The 3,988-nt window shown below is 40.9% G+C and carries 2 protein-coding genes; both read left to right on the plus strand.

Features of this window, described 5'->3' with window-relative positions:
* The first annotated feature begins 22 nt into the window (after positions 1–22).
* Positions 23–2,293, plus strand: coding sequence for a catalase/peroxidase HPI (katG, locus tag AC1DND_RS21930; RefSeq protein ID WP_477584737.1), 2,271 nt, complete (start codon positions 23–25; stop codon positions 2,291–2,293).
* Positions 2,294–3,154: 861 nt separating this feature from the next.
* A partial coding sequence (locus AC1DND_RS21935; protein WP_477584736.1) for a TonB-dependent receptor plug domain-containing protein occupies positions 3,155–3,988 on the plus strand: 834 nt, incomplete at its 3' end.

The following is a 3,988-nucleotide window of genomic DNA, read 5'->3' on the forward strand; positions in this document are numbered from 1 at the left end:
AGATTATACTAACAAAAAATATATGGAAAAAGAATCGAACGATATTAGCAAGTGCCCGTTTCATAATGGCAGCATGAAAAGTAATGTAGGTGGTGGCGGTACCCGAAATGGCGACTGGTGGCCAAAGCAGTTAAAGTTGGGTATTTTGCGTCAGCATTCTAACTTATCCAACCCAATGGACGGCGAATTTAGTTATGCCGAAGCTTTTAAAAGTTTAGACTTAGCCGCATTAAAGGCAGACCTTCATGCACTGATGACGGATTCGCAAGATTGGTGGCCGGCAGATTTTGGTCACTATGGAGGTTTATTTATCCGCATGGCATGGCACAGTGCCGGGACCTACAGAGTGGGCGATGGCCGTGGTGGTGCTGGTGCCGGATTACAACGTTTTGCACCGCTGAACAGCTGGCCGGATAATGTGAGCCTTGATAAAGCCCGCAGATTACTTTGGCCGATTAAACAAAAATACGGGCGCAAAATTTCATGGGCAGATTTAATGATCTTAACCGGTAATATTGCCTTAGAATCGATGGGCTTCAAAACCTTTGGATTTGCCGGTGGGCGTGAGGACGTTTGGGAGGCTGATGAATCGGTATATTGGGGTTCGGAAACAACCTGGCTGGGTGGCGATCTCCGTTATGCACACGGTTCTGACGGTGCGCATAAAGCACACGGTGTTGTGGTTACGGATGACAATGCCGATGGAGATGTTCACTCACGTAACTTAGAAAAACCACTTGCTGCCGTGCAAATGGGATTAATATATGTAAACCCTGAAGGCCCTGATGGAAACCCTGACCCAATTCTTGCTGCGAAAGATATCCGGGATACTTTTGGCCGCATGGCAATGGATGATGAAGAAACGGTAGCATTAATTGCTGGCGGGCATACCTTTGGTAAAACCCATGGTGCTGCTTCAGCAGATCACGTGGGCAAAGAGCCTGAAGCCGCCGGTATCGAAAGTCAAGGTTTAGGATGGAACAGCAGTTATGCTTCTGGCAAAGGTGCTGATGCCATTACGAGTGGATTGGAAGTAATCTGGACCACAACACCAACGCAGTGGAGCAATAATTTTTTTGAAAACCTTTTTGGATTTGAATGGGAATTATCGAAAAGCCCTGCCGGTGCTCATCAATGGAAAGCTATAAATGCAGCCGCCATTATTCCTGATGCATTTGACGGATCGAAAAAACACCTGCCAACGATGCTTACCACCGACCTTTCTTTAAGGTTCGATCCGGCTTATGAAAAAATATCAAGACGTTTCTTAGAAAACCCAGATCAGTTTGCTGATGCATTTGCTAGGGCATGGTTTAAATTAACCCATCGCGATATGGGGCCTTTGGCACGTTACTTAGGGCCAGATGTACCACAAGAAGAATTGCTCTGGCAAGATCCGATACCAGCTGTTAACCATGCATTGATCAATGAAAGTGATATCGCAACATTAAAAGCAAAAGTATTGGCTTCAGGATTGAGTGTGGCCGAACTGGTTTCTACTGCATGGGCTTCGGCTTCTACTTTCCGCGGTTCTGATAAACGTGGCGGTGCCAATGGTGCACGGATCCGTTTGGCTCCTCAAAAAGATTGGGCAGTTAACAATCCTCCACAATTGCAGAAAGTATTGGGCGTATTGGAAGGAATCCAAAAAGAATTTAATGGTGCACAAGCTGAAGGCAAAAAAGTTTCACTGGCCGATTTAATTGTATTGGCAGGTGCTGCTGCGGTAGAAAAAGCTGCTGCGGGCCATTCAGTTACAGTGCCTTTTGCACCAGGCCGAATGGATGCTTCGCAAGAACAAACCGACGTAGAATCTTTTGGTTATTTAGAGCCAGCTGCTGATGGTTTCCGTAACTACCGTAATTCAAAATCTCCTGTTCCTACAGAAGAATTCCTGATTGATAAAGCCCAGTTGCTTACTTTAACAGCACCTGAACTGACGGTGTTGGTAGGTGGTTTACGTGCGTTGGATACAAATTTTGATGGCTCGAAAAATGGTGTCTTAACAGAAAAACCCGGCCAGTTAACTAACGACTTTTTTGTAAACCTTTTGGATATGGAAACCGCATGGAAAGCTGTTGCAGAAGATAAAGAACTCTATATTGGAAGCAGCCGTTCAACTGGTCAGCCAAAATGGACCGCAACCCGTGCAGATCTTGTATTTGGTTCTAATGCCGAGCTTAGGGCTATTGCAGAGGTATACGCAAGCACAGATGCACAAGGTAAATTTGTAAAAGACTTTGTGGCCATCTGGAATAAAGTAATGAATTTAGATCGTTTTGATTTAAATTAATCAGAAATACAGCGCAACATTTAAAGGCATCGGAAATTTCGGTGCCTTTTTTGTACTATCGTTTTTTATCATGGTCTGATATCGATCTCAATTGCATTTTTTTTGCAGCATCTATTTTATTCCTTATAACCTAATAAAAAAAATATTAAAAGATTTTATTTATTAAAACAATTCTCAAACTTATTTGTCTTTTAATTTCATTAGTTTGTTTGGTTTAGTTTTATTGGTGGATGCGAATAAGACAAAATAATTGGCCTCATAGCAATATGGGGCTTTCTTGTTTATATACGGCAAGGCCCAAACACAACATTCGCGATACAATGCTGATCAATGTTACTGATAAGAAACCTGATGTGCTTTCTCTTGAAAAAAAACTTAATTTTTTTATCAAATTCTTAAAAATACACTTAAGTAGGTGAGGCATAGTGAATTTAGAGTGAGCCATTTTTTGATTTGCCTGAAATACTTATTCAAAAATTTTTGCGCCTGTAAAAGTAATCATACTGTAATCGGATTTATACGATAGTGTACTTCTACTGATCAAAATAATATTCTTGATTTTGTGATAAAATATTTAATATTGAATTGATAAATCGATTTATCAATAACCGAATATGATGATGAGCTTAGGAATATTTGCTACCTGTGGTGCAGTATATGTCTGTGTAGTTTATTTGTGTGTAGTTTTTAACCCGTTTAAAAATACGATCTCCCATCACACAATTGCTTTTAACTCAAAGCCTTCTGATTAAAGATGATGATTTGCAGTCAATTATTTTTTATTGAATAATTGATAAAACGTTTTAGCTGCTAGCAGTTGAATTATATATTATTAACTAACCATTTACTAAACCTAAACCAATGAAAATCAATCTACTAAAGATTTCAGGGCTTTCTGTGCTTTTTTTGCTCAATAGTCCTGCTTTTTCGATGAATCCGGTTGCTGAAAAATCCGATGGATTTTCTGAGCTAAATATGCCTTTAGTGCATATCCAAAACCGAAAAGTAATTACAGGGACCGTATTAGACGAAAAAAACATGCCTATTCCTGGAGTTGGCATCAAAAACATTTCGTCAGGTAAAACTGCTGTAACCGACGAAGCTGGTAAATTCAGCATTGAGGCCAACACAAACGATGTGATCCGTTTTTCTTATGTGGGCTATCAAAATAAAGATATAACAGTAGGCAATGAAGCTAACATTAGCGTTAAAATGGCACCTGCCGAAGCCAATAAGTTAGATGAAGTAGTGGTAATTGGTTATGGATCGGTGAAAAAAACAGATCTTACGGGTTCTGTTGGTGTGGTCAAAGCCAGCGAACTTCAGGAACGTCCGTCTTCATCGCTAAACCAGGCACTAGCTGGCCGTATTTCTGGTGTACAAGTAAACACCAACTCGGGTAGGCCCGGCGGGCAGACTAATATCAAAATCCGTGGATTTAGTTCAATCAATACAAGCAACAATCCACTTTATGTAGTAGATGGTGTGGCTTTGCCAGTGGGATCGCAAACACAGAACAGTAACGCTATCGATTACATTAACCCAAGCGATATCGCTTCAGTAGAGGTGTTAAAGGATGCTTCTTCAACGGCCATATACGGTGCAAGGGGTGCAAATGGGGTAATTTTAATCACCACTAAAAAAGGAACAGCAAATGCCCAACGCATTACCTATGATGCAGATTTTGGTATAAAT

It is taken from the genome of Pedobacter sp. 01N416, from assembly GCF_056399685.1.

Excerpts from the sequence above, each read along its gene's own strand:
- katG (WP_477584737.1), top strand. The coding sequence starts at position 23 with ATGGAAAAAGAATCGAACGATATTAGCAAGTGCCCGTTTCATAATGGC.